This window comes from Methylobacterium sp. (assembly GCF_019745455.1).
Lineage (GTDB): Bacteria > Pseudomonadota > Alphaproteobacteria > Rhizobiales > Beijerinckiaceae > Methylobacterium.
Window position 1 is genome coordinate 1 of record NZ_JAIETD010000118.1, and the last position, 22,360, is coordinate 22,360.

Genomic DNA, 22,360 nt, shown 5'->3' on the forward strand with positions numbered 1-22,360 from the left:
AATTCCACCTCAGGCCGCCTGACCGATGGCCGCTCCAACTCCACCCCGAATTTCCACCTCATTGACGGACACGACCCTAGAAAGAACGATCCGCTTCTCGCCGGCGCCAAGCTTCCGTGCAAGTCGACCTTTTACAATTACTACGGAGAGTTCCGGCAGCGGGATAAAGACAACGCCACAAAAGGACCAACACGGACGCGCACGGCCTATCGTCAAGCCATCGGGCACGCGGAACCTAACGCGGCCCTGTCAATTGTTCAGTACGACGAGACCAAGGCTGATCTGTTCTGCGTCGACGACCTTCTCGGTATACCGCTTGGACGGCCGTATATTGCTTGGCTCGTGGACGTATTTTCTGGAGCAATCCTCGGATTTTACATTGGATTCGAGCCGCCTGGCGATCTAGTCTTCGGAAGTGTGATGCGTCATGCGGTGCTGCCGAAGAACTACGTACAGGCCACATTCCCGGACATCACTGCACCGTACCCGATGTCGGGAATCCCGAGGTCTGTGACGTTCGACAACTCGTTGAGCGCTCACGGCCGCACCATCGAGCGGCTGATGAACGACTTCGACGTCGCCTGGAACTTCACGCCGAGTCGTATGCCCTGGGTGAAAGGTGACGTCGAGGGCATGTTCCGTCTGCTCAATACGACGTTGCTCTCACAGATGCCTGGCTATGTTCTGTCGGACCGCCTTGCACCCGTCGACTACGATCCCGCCCGTAACGGTGTCATCGGCTTCCACCACCTGCTCTGGATCTTTCATAAGTGGTTGATCGAACGCAATCATGCCACGTCGAAGCTGGATGGCCGGTTGCCGAGCCCCAACGCACGTTGGGCAGAGGGTACGCGTATCGTCAAGCCGCGCTACCCGGTTGCGGGAACTGAGCTGGACTTCATGTTCGGTATCGTCCGGTCCGGTCGAACCTTCGACCACCGCGGTCTCGTCTACGAAGGACTCCGCTATTACGGCATGGATGGCCACGATCTTCGAGAGACTCACGGCGCCAACGTCAAAGTCAAGGTCAAGGTGAATCCGTTGAACCTAGGAATGATCCACTGTTGGCATCCTAGGGAGAACGTTTGGCTGCGCTGCCAGGCGCTAGATCCGATCTACGCCAACGGCCTCGACCTCCACCGGCACATGCTCTATCGCAAATATGCCCGACAACAATGGAAGAGCGAAAACCTCGAGGACTTTCTCAGGGCTGAGATTGCTCTGAAGGAACTCATCGCGCGAGGACTTCCCGACGCGCTTGGGATGCGCACGAACTCCTTGCTTGCGAGGGCGCTGGGTATCGGGACGCACACGATCTTCAGCAATCTCGATGCGCATGGCCGGATCGAAGGAGCGGGTGGCGTCTTCGGAGCTCAGCAAGTAACGCCCCGGCTTCCAACCCCCCAGCCCACTGCGCTCTCTACTCCCCCCTCTCGGACCTCGCCGTTGTCGCCAGCCAGTGGCAGCCCGTCGGCACCAGCCATCCGAGCCGGTCGGGTTCTCCCATCTTTCGCCGCCTCCAAAATTCTACGCCCCCGATGAGGTCTCCGATGAACAGAGCACGGCTGGACATGCCGGGTCGTTCGAGCCCTATGACAGAGTTCGACGCGGTCTTCGTACCCCATACTGCCTTCACGGAGGTGCTGAAAGACATCGAGGATATTTTCTCGGTCCACGGTCAGCTACGCGAGGCCCCGAACGTCTTCGTCACGGGTCCGGCGGGGGCGGGTAAAACCACAATGATCGAGCTGTTCCTGGCTGCCCACCCACGCGTCGAGAATGGACGCAGGGTATCTGCTCCGGGAGGAGACGCCGTTTGCGATGATGTTCCATTGCTGGTTTCCGAGATGCCAAGTCAGCCGACGGTGAACAGCTTGGCACGCCAGTTGTTGAAGGACCTCGGCCATGCCTTCTGGAACAAGGGCGACCGGGACGCCCTGAAGAACAATCTTGTTGGCTTCGCCCAGGACTGCGGGGTGAAAGGGGTGGTCATCGACGAGGCACAACGCGCGGTAGACCGCGACGGCGAGGTACGAAGCGAGGACATCGCTGAGTTCCTGAAGGAGCTCCAGGGCTTGCTGAATGTCAGCTTTTTTCTCTTTGGGATGGGGCGTGTCCGCGGCTTGTTCGACCATGACGACCAAGTTGATCGACGCTGGGAGGAAGAACTCGCCATACCGCCTTATCAGTGGGGGGCTGACAATGCGGACCCGGAGCCTGAGAGCCGATTGAATTTCATCGCGGTGCTCGCCTCCATGCGGGAGCAATCCCCACTCCCCTTTGCAAACGAAATCGACGTAGAGATGAACGACTGCGCGAAGCAGTTCTACTATGCATCCCGCGGCGTGGTCGGATTGCTGAAGAAGCTCCTCCTCGCTGCAATGCGCATCGCCGCCCGTGACGGCGATTCCGTAATTTCATCCGATCTGCTCTACCGTGCTTTCGAAAAGGCATTCCGCAAAGAGAAGAAGCACGAGCGCCTCATCAATCCCTGGGGCCAGGAATGGATGGGGCAAGCACCGCCGCCACTGCGAGACCATTCGCTGCCGATCCGCAGGAAGAAACCAACGAAACCAAATGCTACGAAGGCGGAACGGCGCAACGAGATCATCGCTGCACTGAGCAAGCGGTGACTATGATTCCGCGGCGCCTTCTCGTTCGACCGTCCATACAGGCAGCCGAACCGCTGAATCAATTCCTCCAACGTGCCAGCGGCCTGAACCGGCTCCGCAGCCCGACGGAACTTCTCGCGCTCGCAGGGCTGCCATCTCTGGCTCCCTGGCGACGATGCGACCTCTCCGCGCTCGCGTCGCTTCTGCACATGGATGATCCTGGTTCCCTCGAGGCTGCCGCTTATTGGCCCCGCCCCGGGACTTTGCGGACTGTCGCGTTCGGCCAAGTCGACGTCCCGTCCTGGGCAGTCAATTTTAGCCGCTCCAGAATTTGTCCCGCCTGTGTGCTTGAAGCGGGCTCAGGTCAACGCATATGGGACCTCTGTGCTGTGACGGCCTGCCCCAACCACTGCACGCCGCTCGTGGATGCCTGCACGTGCGGCCGGCCCTTGTCCTTCCACAGGCCATCCCTCGCGATCTGTCGCTGCGGTCGGAGCGTTGAGGCCTCAACCGCGGTCAGTACCGGCCAAACTATTGCGACCGCTCAGGCTCTCGCGGCACTTGCCCGCGGCATCCGCCCAGCAGGCGTCGCCCCGGTTGCCAGCTTGACCGGCGCACTGCGGCTTCTTCGGTTCGGCATGGCGGCCGGCGACGTCGAGGCGACATCGCGCCGGTCCGCGACGATCTCGAAGCCGGACGTTGCGACGGTCGCCGCGCGGCTCGAAATGTCCGCTGACATCCTGCTTGACTGGCCGGGCGGCCTGCACAGGCTGCTCGCGGAAAACGCACGGGACACTCCGGGAAAAGTCGGGCTAGAGGCCACCTTCGGCACCTTCATTCAAAGGCTCAGGGCGGCATTGTCCGAGCCGGACCTCGTACCGATTGCGGACGAAGTCAGAAACTGGCTCGGCGCCCGGGACGATGCTCCGGTCATGAAGGCTTGGTCGTTCTTCCGGCCCCGGACCGTTGCAGCGCCGCGGCTCACGGCACGTCAGGCTGCTGACCTGCTTTCGATGGCATCGACGCGGATCGTGGCGCTCGTGCAGGATGGCTCGCTCGCCGGCGGAATCCTGCCTATGGGCCGGCGCCGAGCAGTCCTAGTCGAACCTGGCTCGGTCAAGCGCCTCCTCGCCGAGCGCCTTTCGCTCGTCACGGCGTCGACCGCCGCCGCCGCGCTCGGTGCGTCGAGGAAGCAGATCGGGGCGCTTGGCCGCCGGGGCCTGTTGTGTCCACCCGGCCTCTCGGGAGAGCCGTCCGGGCGATCCTACCGACGACCCTCTGTGGAGGCCCTCGCCGCCCGGCTTTCCTCGTTAGCTCGGCCGCCGACAGGAGAGGCGCTCGTACGCCTGTTGGAGGTGCCGGCGCTGCGCCGCATTCGCTTACCCGATCTGATCGCATCGGTACTCGCAGGCGAAGTACCACTTGTCGCGGTCCCGGAGACTGGCCCCGGGACGCCGATCCTGGGTCGGTACGCGGTGGCAGTAGACGACACCTATCGGCTTCGGCATCGACCGGACGGCGCCGCGCTCGGGGCGGCTCGGGCCGCCGGGCGTCTGGGTCTTTCGCAGCGGATGATCCCCGTCCTTGTGCGAGCCGGCTGCCTGGATCAGGCCGGAGCCGCGGAAGGGCATACGGTACGCGGGGTGACTGCTGCCTCGGTCCAAGAGTTTCCGCGGCGATATGTGCTCGCCAGCGTCGTCGCGCGGTCTTGGGGGACCAGCACTCGTGCCATCGCGGCGCGGTTCGCCCGCGCCGGGCTTAAGCCCGTGGTCGCGACGGACAGCGCGCGGGGGATCTCCGCCGTCTGGTCGGCGGAGGCGGCGGAGCGCGCCCTCGAGGGGCTAGACATACCGCTGGACCGCACTGGAACTCGGTGCCGCCGAAGTTCCCGCGAACGCTCCGTCAAACGGCAAACGAGTGTCGAAGGGCGCCGTGTCAGGGCTTGATCCTAGCCCAGAGGCGGGTCGCCTCCTCGTCCGTTCGTCCCCTTGGCCGGAGGAAGGACTCCGGGATTGGGCATTGCGCCTGTGCGAGCTCAACCGTATGTCTTCGCCGCTTTGGATCCTTGAACCGCCGTTCGTTCCTTTGAAAAGCGCGGTCTCAAAGCTTGCACAGATTGAACACCTCGCCAATTTGGCTGGCGTATTACCGGAATTGATAGAGCCAATTATACCAGAGAGAACCAGTCGGGGACACATTTTGCCGTTTATCCCAGGTCTTGAATTACCAAGAGGCCTAATAGAGACAAAACAATCTAAAGTATGCCCCAATTGCTTAAGAGAAATATCTTCTTCTAAGGCAATTTGGAGCTTGTCCATTTGGACATGCTGTCCACGTCACGCGTCGCATCTTATCAATTCTTGTCCAAAATGCGGTAAAAATCTTACATGGTATCGGTCCGGAGTGGACCGATGTGCTGATGCGGATTGTCCCGGGCGGCCTTCGGAGTCACCTACATCTAGGCCGTCCTCTTTGGAAATGGAGGTTGCCAACCTGCTAGGGTGCATTTGGGACAGGAACTTCCGCCCACCCTCAAGTAGACTGACAGAAACCTTTGGGCATCTTTCAACAGCGGAGTGCGTGACGCTCATCAGTAGGCTCGGAGCACATGTCGGGCATGCGTCTGATAGCGGTAAAACCAGACTGGCGCGCGCTGCTGATGTTCTGGCGGATTGGCCGAGAGGATGGCACGCGCTGATCACCAGCAGCCAAGAGGAAACTACTCGAGGAGGGATCAGCGTCTTGTCCCGGTATCCATCTATTCAGCGTCTGCTCGAACCTCGGAAATATAGCCGGTCTTCTCTGCCTGAAAGCGCACGCGTGCTACTGGTTCAGCATTTTCTATCTTACATTGACGATACCGATACCCAGAATTCCGCTCGTCGCACTTCTTTCTCGGGGGAAGACCAATCTGCTCGCCGCTGGATGCCGTGCAAAACTGCAGCTAAGCTACTCGGGACCGACAAATCGACAATTATTAAAATGGTTGCTCTAAATAAATTTATGAGCCGGACTATCAAAATAAATAACAAACACCTTTTCCTTGATCGTCGCGAGGTCGAAGCATATAAATCTCATATTGAAAATATACGCGACTGTGAATTGCTTACCCTGTCAGAGTGCGCCGATCGTCTAGGCTGTCATTTGACTGGAATTTACTCCCTTATCAAAGCTGGACAAATTGAAAAGGTTGAACTGTTTACGACGATCAAGGTTCGGGCTTCCTCCATAACTGCGCTGATCGAAATGCTCTCTGTCCGCGCGGCGGAGTCCACCGCAGGAAGGCGGCACCTCATGATGCGTGCCTTGAACGTCCTCGGCAACGTCACTGTCGCGAAGATCGTGACTGAGATGTTAGAAGGTCGACTGCCATTCTCGGCGGTATCAACTCCCGCCGCAAGCTTTCGTGATTTCGACGTTGCCCGCTCCGATGCGCTTCAATGCGCAGAACGGTTCCGTCTTAGTCGCCGGGTGGTTCACAATCGAGACGCCGCGGCAATTCTCTCTTGCGATCGATCTGATATCAATAGGCTGGTGTTAGCAGGTCTTCTAGATTCCGGAGGCCGAGCAGTTGTAACCGAGGAGAGCCTTACGGAGTTCGCTTCGCAGTCCATTACCGACCACGAAACCTGTCGCCAGCGCGGAGGTACTCGGGCAGCGTCACGTGCGTGGTTGGCCAACCAAGGGCACGCCTTATTATTGGACGTGGCCACCATTAGAAACACTGCCTCGTTTTGGTCAAGACAAGCCAGGAATTGATAGTGTCTCAGTTTGAAATTCAGCTCCGAACGCTCGAGTTGATCCGACTGACCGTGACCGATCAAACTGGTCCGCGCTGAGCGCAAATATTTCGGGCATCATGAACCCCGGAGGTGGGTGGATGCCATGTGTCGCAAATGCTTCACGAACGGACAGTCAAGGGCATAAAAACCCTCGCGCGATGCGGTCCATAACATCCTCTGGTGCGCCTTCGTCAATGTTGGCGCCGCTCGGCACTGGTATCATCGCGAAGCCGGCGGTCAGCTATTCGCGCGGCTTCGGGATGGGCTCATCATCGTCGAGAGCGCGACCGGCCCTCGTTGGCGCGACCGGCGCACACGCCACACCTACGAGCCGCATCGGCCTAGCGAGCAGAGGGAAATCGACGAGCATCATCGTCGAAACCTGCACTTCGTCGGAGATTGGCACACACATGCGGAACCTGTGCCGCATCCCTCAGCCGTCGATCTGCAGTCGATGTCGGAGGCTTTCCGCAAATCGCGTCACTCTCTCACCGCGTTCCTAATGGTGATCGTGGGGACGTCCGCTCCTCCGGAAGGTTTAGTGGTCTGTGCCTGCGATGCTCACAATGCGCACGAGCTGAGTAGGATCATCAGCCCGGCACGCACTTGAAGTCGGGAAGGTTCAAACGACAGTAAGGCCGCCCTCGTTGCTAAGACGGCCTTACTTTGCATTATCTTGTCAGGCCGCTTTAGATACCCGTATGGAAGCGGAACTTAGGGCCTGAAACGGATCTTTGCGACAACGGTCTGCCGGATCTCATCGAGAGTGCAGTCAGGTACGTGAGCGGTGCGTACGGAGAGCCGCTCCTCTTCGAGGAGTTTCCCCATGACGGTCTACACACCCTCGGGATGACGGCGCGGCATACCGCTCCTTCCGTCACATGGCTATTGAGTGGTTGCGGATTTGGGCACCCGAGGAGCCCCGCCAGTTTGAAGGTTCGCACCCGAGATGGGAGCGCCGTCGCAGCCAGCGTGAGAAAGCTTTCCCGCTGATTGTTGGAAAACCACGTCAGTTTCCCACGGATCGTTGGACAAAATTTCTCGATGCAGATGGACAATCTGTTATAAGTGGCTGCCCTAATTGAAAATAGTTTCTCGAAAAGTCTTAGAATGTCCATGAGCACCAGGGCAGGGTAGGCTGTCAGGTCCGTCATGGCGATCCTCGTCGGTCTGCGACGGCCGGGGCCCGAAGGTCCCGGCCGCTTCCTATTCGGCCGCCTGAAGGAACGGCGGGATCTCGACCGCCCGCTTGGCAGCGAACTCCCTCAGCGCCGCGCAGGTCGCCAGCTTGTGGCGCCCGTCGACTATGAAGGCCTCGCCGTCGCGGAGGACGGTGTAGCCCTTGCGGCGAAGGCCGGTGACCGCAGCTTCCGTCGGGTCCAGCTGGACCCGCGTCACGCCGCGCTCGGCCATGAACCGGGCGATCGCCTCGGCCGAGGAGGCCCGCACCGTGAGGGCGTCCTCGCGGGTGAGCGACTTCCTCTTCGGACCAGGGGGCGCGAACGCGCGGCGGACCACGCCGCCGGCGATGTTGCCGCCCCGGCCCTCCGCCACCGCGACGGCGCGGGACTTCCGGGCCTCCCGCTCCTCGCGCTCCGCCTTTTCGGCCTTCGCGGCCTCCGCGAGCCGCTTGGCGTCGGCCCGCTCGAGCTCGCGCCGGCGGCGCTGCTCGTCCGCCTCGGCCTCGCGGACCCGACGGGCCGCCTCGCGCTCGAGACGCTTCGCCTCCGCGGCAGCGTCCCGCGCCGCACGCCCCTCGTCGGCCTTCGCCTGCCGGGCGCGCGCCGCGGCGGCGGCCTTCGCCTCGCGCTCTTCGCGCTTGGCCGCCGCCAGGATCGCATCCGCATCCACCCGAGCCTGGGCTGCCGCAGCCTTGGACCGGGCGCGCGAAGCCTCGATCGCGATGCGGGGATCCGGACGGACCTGCCGTGGAGCCTCGGCGGGCCGAGACGCCAGCGGGGCGCGCGGGGCGATCGAGTGGACGCGTTCGACACGGACGGCCGGCAGCCGGACGGGCGCCGGCTTCGCCGGTGCCGCGGCGACCCGAGCCGGAGCCGGCGCCACGTCCCGCTTCAGCTCGAGCTCGTCGATCTTCCGCCGGATCCGGTCGGTCGGGAGCTTGAGGGCCGTGGACAGGGCGGCGAGCGACGCACCGTCGGCGTGAAGCGTCCGCAGATGCGCCTCGTCCGCTCCGCTCCACTCGCGCTTGGCGAGGTTCGCCAGCCCGATCAGCTTGGCGCGCAGGCTCACGTCTCCGGGCGGGCGCCCCATGACGGAGGTCGCCTCGCGCAGAGGGAGGCCGTCGTCGACGAGCAGCTTGCGCAGTCGGGCGTCGAGTTCGTCGTTCCAGGGCGGGTGCATGTCGATCGTCCTCGTCGGAAGTGGGTTCCGTCGAGGGCCGGGCATCGCGCCCTGTCAGCCAATCGGACCGGAACCTTGGGGGCTCCGGTCTCGCTTCTCCCGTAGGGAGGTCAGTCGGTCCGGAGCGTATGCGGGACGGAGTTCGCGACCTTGGAGGGTGACGCGAACGACACGACTTCCCGCATGGACGGCAGGCGCACGTAGGCTATCGCCGACCACGATGTGGCCAAGCCGATACCTTGCGTTCCGTGCGTCCTGCTTCTGGTCATTGTTCCGGGTCCGGTCTGACCAGCATTCGCGGACAGACATCTGCTGAGATGCGCACAAACATCGGAATCTGGCAACAGGTTCCAGGCGGGGGCCTCGGGTTCGTCCCCTGGAAGGAGCGGTCGGCTGCCACTCCCATTCCTTCGGATGCGTACAATCGTCTGCATCCGGGCAAGGCGGATGGAAGAAAGGAGTCGCTAGGGTGGGTGTCGACCGAGGAAGCCCCCGTGACCGTCCATTCCCAGCCTGCGACCCCACCGGCCAACAACACGGCGAGCCTCCTGATCGCCTCGGAGGTCATCACGTTCGCCCACCGTCACGTCATCGCCCTCGATCCCGAGATCTTCGCGGCGCTGCACGGGTACATCGCCGACCCGGCGGGCGAGATCGGGATACTGGTGGGCCGCCTCGTCGCCGGCCACCTCGTGACGGAGGACGCTCTACGCGACATCGCCCGGCGCTTCGCCGATCCCGAGGGACGCAGCCGGACCCGCACGGTCCAGCGGGGCGTCGCGGAGACCTTGGTCACCGTGACCGAGCGGATCCAGGCCCATGCCACCTCGCTTGAGGAAGACGACCGGGTCTTCGGCAAGATCGAGAGTTCCCTGGTCGCCCTCCACGCCGGTGCGGACACGATCACGGCCGACCCCTCGCCGCTGGCCGACGCCCTGCTGGCGGTAGCCTCCCTTCAGCGGACTCGACTTGCGGCGCAGCGTGCAGCTCTCGCGGAATTCGGCGAGGTGATCCGCTCCGAGCAGGCCAAGGTCGCCCGCCTGCAGCAGGAGCTCGAGGACCTGCGCACCGAGACCCACCACGATCCCATGACGGGCCTTCTCAACCGCCGGGGCCTGGAGACGAGCCTGGAGAGCCTGGGAGACCGCAGCTACACGCTGCTTATGCTCGACATCGATTTTTTCAAAAGGATCAACGATGCACACGGCCATCCGACGGGCGACGCCGTGATCAAGTCGGTCGGCGGCGTGCTCAAGCAGTGCGTCCGCGACAACGACCTCGTCGCCCGGTACGGCGGCGAAGAGTTCGCCGTCGTCCTGCCGGACACGTCGCCGTTGTCCGCGGAGATCGTGGCCACCCGCATCCGGGCCATGATCGCGGCACGGCAATTCGTGAAACGACAGTCGGGCAAGTCGTTGGGCAAGGTCACGGTCTCGATCGGCGGCGCCGGACGCCTATCCAGGGAGGGGTGGGCCGCCGTCGTGGACCGTGCCGACGAGGCACTCTACAGGTCGAAGCGGGGCGGCCGCGATCAGGTGAACTTCGACATGACGAAGGAATGGGCTCGTGCGAGCTGATGCCCGAAACCGATCCTTCCGAAAAAGGGCGCGAAAGACTTCGTTAACGGCGGCGAAACCTATGCCGTAATAGGACGTTCCCCCAGACCCAGGCTGGCCGCTGCGGCCCCTCACGGAGGCGGGAATGAACGGTTTGCCCATGCTGCGGACGAACGCGCTGGCCGAGGTCGCAACAGGCGGATCGGGCGATCCGCTCTGGACCGCCTATTGGCCCATGAGCGCTCATTCGATGTGGTTCGACAGCTTCCTGGTGGCGGTCCTTCTGGTCGCCGGCCTGACGCTGGCGCTGCTATCTGCGTGGTCCCGCATCAGCAAGCGCCCGCGGGCCGCGATGGGCCTCCTCTCGATCATGCTGTCGCTGCCGGCGCTGACCTACGTCATCACCCTCCGGCCCTCGATGGTCGACGGGGCCGTGGTTCTCAAGCAGGACCGGCTGGTCGCCATGCAGAGGGATCTGGCCGGCAACCGCTACATCCGGACGATCCACTTCGCCGACGTGGTGAACGCGACCATCGTCGAGGACCCTACGGGCAACGTGGTTGCGACCTTCAAGGCCTGCTCGCCGAAGCCCCAGGCGATCTTCGTGTTCCTCCCCCAAAGCACGGGCCGTACGCTGGCCGATGCGATGAAGGCGACGGACATCCGCAAGCACGCCGGCGAGAAGAACTGCGAGGCGCCGGGCGTCCCCATATAAAACCTTGTCGACGCTTAAGCGGCCACTGATATCGAAGAATACAAGGGGATCAGGGGCTTGCCCCTGATCCCCTTCATTTGAGGTCGACCGAAAACGGACGGAGGCTTCCCCTCGCGGCGCAGCGGATCGACGGTGCCGCTCGGGACGTTGGCGACCGACTAGGGATAGCGCCCCCGGAACGTGTGGTTGCCGTCGATCCACCATTTGGCCACGTACTGCTGCCGGATGGGACACCTGACGAGGGCCTCCCCGTCGATCTTGATCGGCGCGCCCTTGGCGAGGACCACCACGATTTCGCTCTTCTCGCCGGCGCGTCCGGTCCTGAGGTCTGCGTCGGCCGCGCCGACGGCTGCGCAGTTCCCCCGGAGGATCGCCTGGAACGACCCGCTAGCCACGGGATCTCCGCTGCCGCTGGTCACCGCGCAGTAGCGCCCGTGGATCTGCATCGCCGGGCCGCCGAGTCCGTCCAGCAGCACGGAGACCCGGTCGGCCGGAGTATCCTGGGGGTTGTCGCATCCCGCCGACGCCGGGGCCAGGATCCCATCCAAGCGGCCGGCGACGTCCTCGAGGTAGGAGGTCTTGTTCGACTCCGGCAGCGCCAGCTGGCGGACCGCGAGCACCTTGGCGATCTCGCCTCGGCGTCCGGGGCGGGGGAAGCCCTCGACGCGGCAGGTCGATCCCTGGGCGCAGACCGACTGCACCAGCCGCTCCTGGTCGCTGTCCGCCTTGAAGGCGCAGTCTCCCAGGATCGAGCCGGCCATCCCGGAGCCGGTCTCCAGCACCCCCTCGCAGACCGTCTTCCGCGTCTCCGATCCACCCGGTCTGGCAACCGACATGCCGGCCCACGGGACAGCGGCCAACGCGAGGACGATCAGGATCTCTGGCTTCATGCGGCTTTCCTCCGCGCGGGACGATAGACCGTAACGCGGTACCGCACACCCCGCCGCACGAACCTTGCGGCACCGGAGAAGCCGGGATAGTCCGGATGGCGTTCCTCATTCCTTCGGGCGGACAGATGCCGATCGATCGTCGCTCCTTACTGATGTTCGGCGGCATGTGTGGGCTGGGGTTCGCCCCGGCGACCGCGCGTGCCGAGACGGCGGGTATGCCGGGTCTCGCCGTCCAGGCCGGCTCGCTGCCGGAGAAGGCTGTCGGCACGGGCGCCGAGACCCTCTACGTCTACCTCTCCCTCGGCTGCCCGAGCTGCGCGAACTTCCACGGCAAGACGCTGCCGGAGCTTCGCCGGACGCTCGTCGCCGACGGCCGCCTCCGCATCGTCTATCGCGAGTTCCCTCTGGACGTACGTGCCTTCGCGGCCGCCATGATCGCGAGGAAGGCCGGCGACCGCTACTTCGACGCCCTCGATCTGATGTTCTCGGAACAGCATGTCTGGCTTCAGCAGCGGGACGCGGGACCGACCTTCCGGCGTCTGGCGGCCCAGGTCGGCATCGACAAGGAGGCCTACGACGCCACGATGGCGGATCGGCCGCTCTACGATGCGATCGGGCTCGTCAAGGATCAGGCGAAGGGCCTCGGCGTCCGCGGCACGCCGACGATGTTCATCCGCGGCGAGAAGGTCGAAGGAGACCTGCCCTTCGAGTCGATCTCCGCCCGGTACGCCGAGGCCGGTAGATAGCAGGACGAGGGTATGGACGCCGGATCGGCCGACAGTCCTGGCAAGGACACCACAGTCTGGCCATCCGCCGAACCAGTCCAGTCCGCAAGGAATGGAGCCAACCCTTTTCCTGCTGCTTGTAGATCGGACGGTTCCTTCCTAAGGTCGACGGCGGGGATACCGGCGAGGGCAGCTCGTGAATTGTTTGCGACGCTACTGTTCCTTCGCGCTCGCGCTCCTGGTTGCAGCCGGACCGCCATCGGAAGCGGTTGCGGCGTCGTACGTCTTCCGCCAGCCCACGTCGGCCGGCACCTATCCGATCCCGACGATCACGAACAACGTCGTCACGAACGCGACCTACTACAAGCTCGACGGCAAGACCTATTCGATCTCGTGGCAGGGTAGCGGCGGCGTGCAGCCCTACGGGATGTCGCTCGTCGCCGGCACGCTGCCGCCAGGGTGTCCGGCGCCCGAGCAGACCGGAACGATCCTCATCTCGAACTGCGTCTTCACCGGCGAAGGGAACTACGGCGGCATCGTCGCGCAGCTGACCGATGCGAACGGCATGGTGGTCCGTGACAATGCGCCTACCATCGCCGTAACCGCGCCCCCACCGACGCTCGGCTCTTACAACTTTCCCTTCAGCGGCTACGTCGGCAAAGCCTATGTCGGGACCGCCAGGGTTTCCGGCGGCCGCCCGCCCTACGTCGCCTCGCGGGCGACGGGCACGCTGCCCCCCGGCCTTGCGCTCTCGACGGGCACGGACGCCAACGGCAACCAGACCCTCGTCCTGTCGGGCAATCCGACCGCCATCGGTAGCTTCACCTTCGACGTCCTCGTGACGGACGCGAACCAGAAGGCCGTCACCTCGTCGAAGATCAACGTCTCGGTGAGCTACGGACCGGTCTCGCTCACCCTTCTTCCGTCCAAGACCGCCCGGACGTTCAAGGCCGTCGTCGGCAATCCGATCAGAAACGCCGGCGTCGCGGTCTCCGGCGGAACGCCGCCCAACGTCCTCACCCTCCAGACGGGAACGCTTCCGGCCGGATTGAGGCTCGCGCAGGACGGTTCGATCACCGGGACGCCGACCTCAAGCGGGACGTTCTCCGCGATGCAGATCAAGGCAGTCGACGCCGCCTCTCCGACACCGACCACGGCCACGACGCCAAGCTTTTCCATCGACGTGGCCAGCGCGATCGAAGTCGCCGTCTCCGGCGGCAGCGACGTCTACACGGTCGGCAGGCGGATCGCTCCGCTGACCACGGCCGCGACGGGCGGAGCGCCCCCGTACACCTACGCCCTTGTGGGTACGCTCCCTGCCGGGCTCGTCTTCTCGACCAGCCAAGGGACCATCACGGGTACCCCGACCCAGGCCGGGCGCTACGGCGATCTGGCGGTGACGGCAATCGATGCCGATGGAAACCAGGGGACGTCCCGGGCCCTCGCGATGGCGGTGTCCGATCCAGTCGCCGTCTCCGGATCCGTCCGCCGCGGTACGGTGGGTACCCCATACGCAGCCGAATTCGCGGCATCCGGCGGCGTCCAGCCCTACGCCTTCAGCATCGCCGCCGGCCTCCTGCCGCCGGGTCTCGATCTCGCGGGGAACGGCGCGATCGCGGGAACACCGACCACGACGGGCCGGTTCGACAACATCGTGGTGCGCGCCTCGGACGCCGCGGGCGCCAGCGCCGACACGGCGCCATTCTCGATCGCCGTCGGAGACGCCCTCTCGATCGCATCGACTCCCGGCGGATCGGCCACCAAGGGGATCCCCTACGACGCCCGCATCGTGGCGGCGGGCGGAACCGCACCCTACGCCTTCGCCATCGTCTCGGGAGATCCCGCGCCCGGGATCGCGATGGACGCCGACGGCCGGTTCGCCGGGACCCCTACGACGGTGGGCGACTTCGGCCCGACGACGGTGCTGGTCACCGATGCGGAAGGCGGCAGGGTCTCGAGGAACGTCTCGATCCCGGTCGTCGACCAGCTCGCGGTCGCCGGCCAGCTACCACCCGCCACCGTCGGCCAGGCCTACGCGGCGAACTTCCAGGCGTCCGGCGGCGATGCGCCCTATGCCTTCGAACTCGCGGGCGGCCCGCTGCCCGACGGCGTCGTTCTCGACGGAGCGTCCGGAGCCGTCGCCGGCACGCCGACCTCTGCGGGCTCCTGGGCGGGCATCGTCGTCCGTGCACGCGACGCCGCCGGACGCTCAGCAACGTCGAGCCAAGCGGCCCTCGTGGTCTCGAGGGCTCTGCGCATCGCAGGGTCGCCCGGATCGGCGGCGACCGTCGGGCAGTCCTACTCGGCCGGCTTCGGGGCCATGGGCGGACGGCCGCCGTATGCGTTCTCGGTCTCTTCCGGCGCGCCTCCGGCCGGCATCGTGCTCGATGCCTCCACCGGCAATCTGGCGGGTACACCTGCCTCGCCCGTCGTCGCATCCGGTCTACGGATCCGGGTCGCCGACGCCGACTTCCGGACCGCCGCCACCGACCCCTTCGCCATCACGGTGTCGGACGTCCTCCAGGTCTCGGGATCGCCGCCCGCGACCGCAGTCGTCGGCACCGCCTACGCTGGGGAATTCCAGGCGCTGGGTGGTCGAGCGCCCGTCGCCTGGACGCTGGACGCCGGAGCGCTGCCAGCCGGTCTTTCCCTCGGGTCCGACGGACGCTTGGTTGGAACGCCGACGACACCCGGCACAACGTCGTCGATCCAGGTCGCCGCCACCGACGCGGACGGCCGGCGGTCGTCCTCCACCCCGTTCACGATCACCGTCGCCTCGAGCCTCTCGCTCGCAGGCTCGCCGTCGCCGATCGCCACCGCTGGCGTCGCCTACGATGCGAAGTTCGTCGCCCAGGGCGGCATCGGACCCAGGAGGTTCAGTCTGGCGGCGGGCGTGCTGCCGGCATCCCTCGCACTGGACCCCGACACGGGATCCCTGCTCGGGACGCCGACCACGCCGGGGTTGGCATCGGGCCTCGTGGTCCGGGCCACGGATGCCGTCGGCACGACAGCGGATTCGACGCCGTTCTCGATCGACGTCCGCTCGCCTGTTGCGATCGCCTCGACGCCGTCCGTCGCGGCTTCGGTCGGAACGCCCTACCGCTCGGCCGCGACCGCCTCGGGAGGACGGACACCCTACGCCTGGGCGCTCCGCAGCGGCGTCCTTCCCGCCGGTCTCGGCCTGGATGAAGCGAGCGGCACGCTCTCCGGAACCCCGACGACCCCCGGAACCGCCTCAGCCCTGCAGCTTCAGGTCGCGGATGCGGATGGCCGCCTTGCAACGTCGGACCTCTTCGACATTGCGGTCTCATCCACCTTGTCGATCACCGGCTCGCCCGCCGCGACCGCAACGGTCGGCATCCCCTATTCCGCGGCGTTCGCGGCCTCCGGCGGTTCCGGCGTCCGAAGCTTCTCCCTGGCGGCGGGTACGCTTCCCGCCGGGCTGGCATTGTCGTCGGACGGCGCCATCGCAGGCACGCCGAGCGCCGTGGGCATGTCCACCGGCCTCGTGGTGCGGACGACCGACGCATCCGGGACCTACGCCGACGCCGCGCCCTTCGCGATCGAGGTGCGCGCGCCCCTGGCCGTCTCCATGCCGGCCAGGGTCTACCAGCCCGTCGGAACGACCTTCAACATCCTGCCCTCGATCACCGGCGGGACGGGCCCGTACGTCGCGTCCCTCGTCGGCCCGAACACCCTGCCCGCGGGCCTGTCGTTCAATACGAAGACGGGTGCGATAACGGGTACGCCCACAACGGCGACGGATGGACCGCGGTTCTTCAGCGTCCGGATCGTCGATTCGCTGAAGGCCGTCGCGACATCCGACGTCAGCTACATCTATCCGTACACCCCGCTGGGCATCGGCAACGTCCCGCCCTCGAACATGGTGGCCTACCGCCCCCTGAACGGCGGTTCCGGGACCGTCGACTTCCAAGTCGTCGGGATGGGGTTGCCACCCTACGCCTTCAGCATGACGGGGACGCTGCCGCCAGGACTGTCCCTGGACGCCTCCAGGGGGGCGCTGACGGGGATTCCGACCGCCGCGGGGACCTATCCGAACCTCCGGGTCAAGGTCGTCAGCCAGGACGGCGAGGTCGGCTACAGCCGGACGTTCTCGATCAACGTGTCGACCGCGTTGGCCGTCGCCGGCACTCCGCCGGCCAACGCGCCCATCGGGGTCGACTACATCGCGTCGTTCTCGGCCACGGGTGGCGTCGGCGGCTACGCCTACGCGCTGGGTTCGGGCACGCTTCCGGCCGGACTGACGCTGTCCTCGACGACCGGGCGGATCACCGGAAGGCCGACGACGTCGGGCACCTACCCGGACCTGTCGGTCCGGGTCGCCGACGGGGACGGCTACAGTGCGTTTTCCGCGACCTTCGCGATCCGGGTGCCGGATCCCCTGGCCGCCAGCCTCTCTCCGCCGGCTGCGACGGTCGGGGTCCCGTACACGACGGCAGTGACCGTCTCCGGAGGCGTCGCGCCCTACACCTTCTCCAAACTCGGCACGACGCTGCCCAGCGGTCTTTCCATCGACGGGTCGACGGGGGTCATCTCGGGCACCCCGATCTCGAGCGGCGATATCGGCGGCATCTACTACAAGATCACGGATGCCGCGGGTTCGACCGTCGTCACCGAATCGACGACCATCTCCGTTCGGCGACCGGTCGTTCCGACGAAGCCCAGCTACAAGACGCGCGTCGGTGTGGCCTATTCGGCCGTGCTCGATGCGGATGGGGGCACCCGGCCATTCGCCTACAGCGTCACCGGCACGCTGCCGCCGGGCCTCGCGTTCGACGCCTCCGCCGGGAAGATCACGGGTACGCCGACCGCGGCAGGGACGACGTCGGGCTTGAACCTGCAGGCCACCGACGCGGCCGGACGCACCGGCACGATCCCGATCTCCTTCGAGACCGTGCCCGCGGTGGTCGTCACCTCGGGTGTTCCGAAGACGGCGGTCCTCAACCGGCCCTTCAGCTTCCAGATGACGGCGACGGGCGGACGCGGGACGCTGTACTGGAGCGTCTACGGCGGAACGCTGCCGGCGGGGATGACGATCGACAGGAACACGGGCCTGATCTCCGGTACGCCGTCGGCTCTCGGGACCTCCCGCGACATCGACATCCGCGCGAGGGACGAGGACGGCTACTTCGGCCCGGCCGCTCTGTTCGATCTGACGGTCGCGAAGGGGTGACCGCGGCCGATGGGGAGTGCGGACGATCGACCGTTATACGGACGCACCCGCACCCGCGAAGACGGCGGTCGCAATCTGCGGCGGCCACGAAAAAGGCCCGCGGGGCGAACCCGCAGGCCAGTGAGTCTCGACAGACGATCCCGCGGCCAGCGAACGTCACGGCTCCAAGATCGAGATGAGATTTGTGCAGAGCGGTGAAAGATGCAAATCGGGCCCGGCGGCCCGGCCTATCAGCGCGAAACGATGCCGGGCCCGGAGCCGCTCGGGCGCTGTGGCGACTCGGAGGCGAACTGCATCAGCGCCTCGACGCCCGACCCCGCGCCCATGGCGCGCAGGACCCCTCCGTCCACGGAGATGGTCGACGGCAGCTGGTCCGGCCCGGCTCCGGTCGAGATGAGGTAGAGCGTCGTTCCGGCCTTCGTGCCGAAGCGGACCGCCGCGTGCACGATGGAAGGGTGCAGATCCCCCGCGGGCACGTCGAGCCGTTCCGACAGCAGCTTCGCCTGGAACGCCCGCTCGGATGCCACGAGCCGCGTCGAGGCGGCGGGATCGGCCCGCAGACGGTCGACGTAGGCGGCGACGGCGGGATCGGCGAGGTCGTAGGCGTCGGCCAGCGTTTCGTCCAACGTCGGCTCGCGCAGCCCCGGCTGCGGATCCCGCGCGAGGATCTGGGCGACGCGGGCCCGGCCCAGGCCGTAGACGTCGCCCCGCACCAGATCCGGGAACCGACCGGCATAGGCCGCCATCGCGGCGAGGTGCCCGGCCGCCGGCAGGGCGGCCATGTCGCCGATGCTGGCGACGGCGGCCTGATGGGCGCCGTCCGGGTAGCGGATCGCCGCCGCCGCGCCGGCCGCACCCAGCACCGCCACCGCCAGCGTTGCGGCGATCCGGGCGCCGGGCGAGGCGAAGAGCACGAACCCGGCTCCCATGTAACGGCTCGCCACCATGAACCCCTCCATTCCTTACAAGGAAACGATGCCGCCGTTGCGCGAAAGGAACAACAGCCAAGGTTCGGCTTAACCCACTTCGGTGTTCGCCCGGCGTGGGTGCAATTCGTTCCTTTCCAGGTCGGTCTGCGCGGAGTAGGTTGGGACAACGATCGAATCGCAGCACGGTATCCGTCACGATGGCGACAGCCCGCCCTCTCCTCCGCCTCGCTCCGGCGCCCGCCAGGGCTCCTGGCCAGCTGATCGCCTTCCCGGGCGCGGGGCACTCCGCCCCGGCGCCGTCGGCACCGACGTCGCTGTCGACGGCCCACGGCGACGTCCTTCTCGATCTCTCCGATCCCGCAGCCCCCCGGGCCACGGCCGACCTCGAGCTCGGCTCCTTCCGGATCGCCGGCACGGCCCTCGGCATCCGCGCTCCCTTCGCCTACAGCGAGGCCTCGGATGCGTTCGTGATCGCCTTCTCGACGGATCCGATCTGCTGGATCGCCGCCGGTCGCCTCGCTCCGATCGACACGGCCTTCGCCGCCGTCGAGGCCATTCAGGACGCGATCGCGATCCTGGTGCACGAGAACCCCCGTCTGCTGGCCGTGGCCCGGGTCGAGACGATGTCCCGCCGCCTGCAGGCCCTCGACGCCGAGATCGGGAAGACCGGCGACGCCTCGAAGTCCGGGATCCGTGCCGATCTTGCGAGGGATCTGGTGGCGGCACGACGTGCGCTGCTCGCCGATACGCGGGACCTTGCGGCGGTCTGAGCGCCGGTTGCGCCTTTCGTCGCGAGCCGTGATCCTTCCGTCGAAGGAACGAGGACGAGCGCGATGAACCCGATAGCCAACAAGATCGCCAATTGGCACTATGCCGACGGCTTCCGGAAGGATCTGACCTTCGACGGCGGTCGCAGCATGATCCTCGTTGCGGCCTCGGCCTACAACGCCGGGGGCATGATCGGGTCCGAATACAACGGCCTCGTCGTCATCGATTCCGACAACAATTCCATCGTCCTCGAGAAGCATCTGCCCGAAAGCTCCGGCTCCGCCGGGCCGAGCCGCAGGCAGGCCGCCGAGTTCGAGCGCATCGCCGGCATGACCCAGTGGCGCGATTTCGCCGCCTGGCTGAAGTCCACCCCCGGCTTCAAGGGCGGCGTGCCGGACATCGACGAGGCCTATCCGACCATTCCCACCGTCAACGCCGTCGTCCTCAAGGCCGCCCGCGACCGGACCGTCCCCGGGTTGCCGGGCGAGGACATCCTGCCGGTGCAGCTTCGCGAGGCCCATGACTCGCCCGAGAACGGCTACGAATATCCGCAACGGACGCGCCTCGACATGGCAGCCTTCATCGCGGGCCATACCTCGTACCGCGAGCGCTATCGCGACACGCACCTCGCCTGGAACATCAAGGTCCACGGCGCCGACATGAGCGGCAAGGTCGAGGGCGGCGAGGCGCGGATCGATCCCGCCCTCGACGAGCTCTGGACCGCGCACGCCGAAGCCAGATACGACGAACTGTTCTGGGACGCCTGCCGGGACGGCATCCGCGAGTACGTCGACGGCGAAGCCACCACCTACCCCGGAACGGACCAGGGCGACTTCGCCTTCGAGACGCGCGGTCGGCAGGGCGGCTACCTCGTCCTGACGGAATGGCGCGGCAACAAGATGGGGTTCGGCGGACACGACGAGCTCGTCGACATGCTGCTCGATATGGAGCCGGCGGACCTCGCCGCCCTGTACGGCGCGATCGTCTGCCTGGACAAGGACATCCAGCCGGAGCGGGTCTTCGCCGACAACATGGCCTTCCTCCGGGAGAAGATGGAGCAGGACTGGGCGGATCCCGACGTCGCCGAGGAGGCGGCCCGCGAGCTCGGTCTCGAAGATTGGGTCCATCCCTCCCGCGCGGCCGCGCCGGCCCCGATGTGACGACCCGGCCCTGCCGGATCGAGGGCGCCTCCGGGCGCCCTTTGCCGTTCGGGATCAGCCGCGGAGCGGGAACGGCCTCTCCATCGCGTCCGCCTCCATGGCGTCGATCACCGCGCGGAGCGCCTTGACCGTCCGGGGCGACAGGGTTCCGCTCACCGAGAACTCGCAGACCGCCGCGGTACCGTCCTCCGCGGTCAAGGCGATGCCCCGCGGCGACGGGCCGATGGCCACGACGACGTCGCCGTCCTCACGCTCCTGGATGCGAAGCACGAGGCCCGGATCCATGTCGCTGGGTCGAGAGTGGTCCCGCATCGAGGCTCCTCCGGGAGGCGCTGCGCGGCCCCGCTCCGGAACGTCCGGGAAGGAACCGCCGTTGACAAGCGGGCGCGATCGGGAAACCACCGGGATCTCCGCCGAAACGGCGCCATCCATTGCTTCACACCGGACTCGAGATATGCACGCGGCCTCCGACCCCAAGATCGTCGCCGAACCCCGCATCACCGGACTCGGCATCGCCGCGTCGATCGCGCTCGCCGGCGCGTTGCTCGTGATGCTGGCTCTGGGCCTTCATGTCGGCTTCGACTTCGCCGCGTGGTCCCGGTCGAGCCAGCTGGAGCGCATTTCGGCGGCGCTCGCCCTGGGTGTCGCCACCGGCGGTCTGTTCGCGCTTTCGGCGGACCTCGTCCGTCAGGCGATGCGGTGAACCGCGCCGCTCAAGGGGCCGGGCGCGCCGAGAATTCGGCGCGACGGGCCTCGATCTTCTCCAGGACGAGGGCGAAGTCGTCGGTGTGCAGGAGGTGGCGGCTCTCGTCGTCGACGTGCTGGCCGTCCTCGGCGGCGACCTGCAGCCCGAAGCGCTCCATCTCGGGGAACTCCCGCAGCGCCTTGTCGGCGTAGTCCACGTAGAGGAACACCCGCGCCTCGGCGGAATGGAAGCACGGGCAGGGCTCGTTGCCCCAGGACACGTCCTCCAGGTGACCCGGGAGCTCGACGTCGAGCTGCCCGAAATCCGGAAAGGCTTCCTTGTAGTTCCCGATCATGGCGCCCTCTCGAGGTGTCGGGACATCTGAGCTGCCGATGGCGAAAGCCGCAAGCCTCTCCCGGGGGCGGGCGGAGAAGCCCGGCCTCGAAGGGACCCCGCGGCTCTCCACCCTGTCCCGACCCATTCGCCCCGGCATGCTGATCCGAGGCTACTCCGGTCGGACGCGCCATCATGGCATGGGGTTCGACCGAAGCAACGCCCGCGATGAGCTTTCCCCGGACCGGCGCATGCGGCCGGGAGCGAAGCAACCGCCTCGGGGCCTGTGGGGAACGTGGATATCGGGGGAAACGCCTGCCTGGAGCCCGCATTCGATCGCCCGGTGTGCGCCGACGGCCGGCCTTCGTCGTTTCGCAGAGACCACGATCCAGGTTTGTCCTTCCGCACGCGGCAACGGAGTTCGCGACATGCAGTTCACGGTCGGCATGACGACGGGCAGCCGGTGGGGCTGGACCCTGATCGGCACCCGCGGCGAACCGGTGGCCTCGTCCGAATCCGACTTCCCGAGCCAGGTGCAGGCATCGGCCGCCGCGGTCGCCTTCGCGCAGCTGGTGCAGAAGGCGTCGAGATCGATCGTTCTCGCCCAGTTGGCCGATCCGCAGCCGAAGCTCTTCTGATCCTGCGCCGGC

General features: G+C 66.2%; 18 protein-coding genes and 2 pseudogenes. 15 read left to right on the plus strand and 5 right to left on the minus strand.

Annotated elements, in window-relative coordinates; genetic code table 11:
• From K2Y56_RS21025 to K2Y56_RS26600, 7 genes and pseudogenes are all read left to right on the plus strand, one after another.
• On the plus strand, positions 1 to 1,542 hold a 1,542-nt coding region (locus tag K2Y56_RS21025; protein ID WP_292512300.1), incomplete at its 5' end, for a hypothetical protein.
• 50 nt (positions 1,543 to 1,592) lie between these two features.
• Positions 1,593 to 2,633, plus strand: a complete 1,041-nt coding sequence (locus tag K2Y56_RS21030; protein ID WP_292512304.1) for a TniB family NTP-binding protein — start codon at positions 1,593 to 1,595, stop codon at positions 2,631 to 2,633.
• A gap of 2 nt (positions 2,634 to 2,635) precedes the next feature.
• Positions 2,636 to 3,022, plus strand: a pseudogene (locus tag K2Y56_RS26590) (TniQ family protein); the annotation flags it as partial.
• Between the two features lie 195 nt (positions 3,023 to 3,217).
• Positions 3,218 to 4,558: a hypothetical protein gene (locus K2Y56_RS21035; RefSeq protein ID WP_292512307.1), complete on the plus strand. Its 1,341-nt coding sequence runs from the start codon at positions 3,218 to 3,220 to the stop codon at positions 4,556 to 4,558.
• A pseudogene (locus K2Y56_RS26595) lies at positions 4,545 to 4,946 on the plus strand (TniQ family protein); the annotation flags it as partial. The gene K2Y56_RS21035 and the pseudogene K2Y56_RS26595, both read left to right, overlap by 14 nt.
• 246 nt (positions 4,947 to 5,192) lie before the next feature.
• Entirely contained in the window at positions 5,193 to 6,371 is a 1,179-nt protein-coding gene (locus tag K2Y56_RS21040; RefSeq protein ID WP_292512309.1) for a hypothetical protein, read from the plus strand.
• A gap of 195 nt (positions 6,372 to 6,566) precedes the next feature.
• The gene (locus tag K2Y56_RS26600) at positions 6,567 to 7,004 is read left to right on the plus strand and encodes a Mov34/MPN/PAD-1 family protein (protein ID WP_366849252.1); all 438 of its coding nucleotides are present in this window, start codon (positions 6,567 to 6,569) and stop codon (positions 7,002 to 7,004) included.
• Positions 7,005 to 7,600: 596 nt separating this feature from the next.
• Here the strand turns inward: K2Y56_RS26600 and K2Y56_RS21045 are convergent.
• Positions 7,601 to 8,755, minus strand: coding sequence for a hypothetical protein (locus K2Y56_RS21045; protein ID WP_292512312.1), 1,155 nt, complete (start codon positions 8,753 to 8,755; stop codon positions 7,601 to 7,603).
• A 494-nt stretch (positions 8,756 to 9,249) separates the two neighbouring features.
• Here K2Y56_RS21045 and K2Y56_RS21050 point away from each other — a divergent pair, with 494 nt between their 5' ends.
• On the plus strand, positions 9,250 to 10,332 hold the full coding sequence (locus K2Y56_RS21050; protein ID WP_292512314.1) for a GGDEF domain-containing protein: 1,083 nt from the start codon (positions 9,250 to 9,252) through the stop codon (positions 10,330 to 10,332).
• A gap of 124 nt (positions 10,333 to 10,456) precedes the next feature.
• A complete protein-coding gene (locus K2Y56_RS21055; RefSeq protein WP_292512317.1) occupies positions 10,457 to 11,026 on the plus strand; it encodes a hypothetical protein in 570 nt (189 codons plus the stop codon).
• A 158-nt stretch (positions 11,027 to 11,184) separates the two neighbouring features.
• Here the strand turns inward: K2Y56_RS21055 and K2Y56_RS21060 are convergent, their stop codons facing one another.
• Entirely contained in the window at positions 11,185 to 11,916 is a 732-nt protein-coding gene (locus K2Y56_RS21060; RefSeq protein WP_292512319.1) for a hypothetical protein, read from the minus strand.
• Positions 11,917 to 12,011: 95 nt separating this feature from the next.
• On the opposite strand from K2Y56_RS21060, the gene K2Y56_RS21065 reads away from it, so the two are divergent.
• Both K2Y56_RS21065 and K2Y56_RS21070 read left to right on the plus strand, forming a co-directional pair.
• Entirely contained in the window at positions 12,012 to 12,662 is a 651-nt protein-coding gene (locus K2Y56_RS21065; protein ID WP_292512321.1) for a thioredoxin domain-containing protein, read from the plus strand.
• 175 nt (positions 12,663 to 12,837) lie between these two features.
• Positions 12,838 to 17,835: an Ig domain-containing protein gene (locus K2Y56_RS21070; RefSeq protein WP_292512323.1), complete on the plus strand. Its 4,998-nt coding sequence runs from the start codon at positions 12,838 to 12,840 to the stop codon at positions 17,833 to 17,835.
• Positions 17,836 to 18,065: 230 nt separating this feature from the next.
• Here the strand turns inward: K2Y56_RS21070 and K2Y56_RS21075 are convergent, their stop codons facing one another.
• Positions 18,066 to 18,782: a hypothetical protein gene (locus K2Y56_RS21075; protein WP_292512326.1), complete on the minus strand. Its 717-nt coding sequence runs from the start codon at positions 18,780 to 18,782 to the stop codon at positions 18,066 to 18,068.
• Between the two features lie 179 nt (positions 18,783 to 18,961).
• Between K2Y56_RS21075 and K2Y56_RS21080 the strand changes: the two genes are divergently transcribed.
• Together K2Y56_RS21080 and K2Y56_RS21085 are read left to right on the plus strand one after the other, a co-directional pair.
• Positions 18,962 to 19,534, plus strand: a complete 573-nt coding sequence (locus K2Y56_RS21080; RefSeq protein WP_292512329.1) for a hypothetical protein — start codon at positions 18,962 to 18,964, stop codon at positions 19,532 to 19,534.
• 63 nt (positions 19,535 to 19,597) lie between these two features.
• On the plus strand, positions 19,598 to 20,692 hold the full coding sequence (locus tag K2Y56_RS21085) for a hypothetical protein (protein WP_292512332.1): 1,095 nt from the start codon (positions 19,598 to 19,600) through the stop codon (positions 20,690 to 20,692).
• 54 nt (positions 20,693 to 20,746) lie between these two features.
• Here K2Y56_RS21085 and K2Y56_RS21090 read toward each other — a convergent pair whose 3' ends face one another.
• Positions 20,747 to 21,004 (minus strand): hypothetical protein, encoded by a 258-nt coding sequence (locus K2Y56_RS21090; protein WP_292512335.1) that lies wholly within the window; start codon positions 21,002 to 21,004, stop codon positions 20,747 to 20,749.
• 142 nt (positions 21,005 to 21,146) lie between these two features.
• On the opposite strand from K2Y56_RS21090, the gene K2Y56_RS21095 reads away from it, so the two are divergent.
• Positions 21,147 to 21,395, plus strand: coding sequence for a hypothetical protein (locus K2Y56_RS21095; protein ID WP_292512338.1), 249 nt, complete (start codon positions 21,147 to 21,149; stop codon positions 21,393 to 21,395).
• Positions 21,396 to 21,405: 10 nt separating this feature from the next.
• On the opposite strand, the gene K2Y56_RS21100 is transcribed toward K2Y56_RS21095, so the two are convergent.
• Positions 21,406 to 21,732, minus strand: coding sequence for a hypothetical protein (locus K2Y56_RS21100; RefSeq protein ID WP_292512341.1), 327 nt, complete (start codon positions 21,730 to 21,732; stop codon positions 21,406 to 21,408).
• A gap of 406 nt (positions 21,733 to 22,138) precedes the next feature.
• Here K2Y56_RS21100 and K2Y56_RS21105 point away from each other — a divergent pair, with 406 nt between their 5' ends.
• Positions 22,139 to 22,348 (plus strand): hypothetical protein, encoded by a 210-nt coding sequence (locus K2Y56_RS21105; protein WP_292512344.1) that lies wholly within the window; start codon positions 22,139 to 22,141, stop codon positions 22,346 to 22,348.
• Positions 22,349 to 22,360 lie beyond the last annotated feature (12 nt).